The sequence below is a fragment of the Rhizobium sp. 18055 genome (assembly GCF_902706285.1).
In the GTDB taxonomy this organism is placed as follows: domain Bacteria; phylum Pseudomonadota; class Alphaproteobacteria; order Rhizobiales; family Rhizobiaceae; genus Rhizobium.
In genome coordinates this window covers 1-618 of the sequence record NZ_CACSKD010000098.1, presented here as the reverse complement: position 1 = coordinate 618, position 618 = coordinate 1, and the positions used below count along the sequence as shown (strand labels likewise).

Sequence of the window (618 nt, the reverse complement as noted above, 5' to 3'; positions counted from 1 at the left end):
GAACACGGAAGGTTTCCGCCGCCAGACGGTGGAGCAGGCCGCGGTGCCGGACCAGGGTGGGGTGGAGGCGCGCGTCGGCCGGGCTCCGGCGGAGGGCGCTTCGCTGGAGGAGGACGTCGTGGGCCAGATGTCCGCGACCTATGCCTTCTCGGCCAATCTGCAGGCGGTCAAGACCGAGGACCGCATGCTCGGGTCGCTGCTCGATACCCGCGCCTGACCGGCCCCTTCGGCGGGGCTCAGTGCCCCGTGGCGAGGCCGGCGAGGCGTTCGACCAGCCAGTGGGCGAAAGGCGCCGACCGGATCTGCGGGGCTGTCGCGGTGGCGTACGCATGGTGCGGATGCGCCGATGCGCTGCGCGGCACGAGGAGGTGCATGGCGGTTCTCCTGCTTTCTACCGTTCTCTTTCTGGTCTTTTCTCTTCTCTTGGCGTCAGGCGCCCGCGGCGGCCGGTTGTGGGGTGGTGTCCACGGCAGCGCCCGCAGCCGCTGCCGCGCGCCGCACGCTGGCGCGTTGCCAGGCCGTCTCGTGGAAGAAGAACGCCACGGCCTGCACGGTGGGCTCCAGCAGGCTGAGCGTGAGCGAGGCGATCAGGTTGCCGGTGACCGCATAGGCCACCAG

At 70.9% G+C, this 618-nt stretch carries 2 protein-coding genes and 1 pseudogene; 1 reads left to right on the top strand and 2 read right to left on the bottom strand.

The window, feature by feature from the left end; genetic code table 11:
- A pseudogene (locus tag GVL52_RS31625) lies at window positions 1-217 on the top strand (hypothetical protein); the annotation flags it as partial.
- Window positions 218-236: 19 nt separating this feature from the next.
- On the opposite strand, the gene GVL52_RS31620 reads toward GVL52_RS31625, so the two are convergent.
- A complete protein-coding gene (locus tag GVL52_RS31620) occupies window positions 237-374 on the bottom strand; it encodes a hypothetical protein (protein WP_160012674.1) in 138 nt (45 codons plus the stop codon).
- 55 nt (window positions 375-429) lie between these two features.
- On the bottom strand, window positions 430-618 hold a 189-nt coding region (locus tag GVL52_RS31615; RefSeq protein WP_160012673.1), incomplete at its 5' end, for a DUF2061 domain-containing protein.

Excerpts from the sequence above, each read along its gene's own strand:
- GVL52_RS31620 (WP_160012674.1), bottom strand. The coding sequence starts at position 374 with ATGCACCTCCTCGTGCCGCGCAGCGCATCGGCGCATCCGCACCATGCG.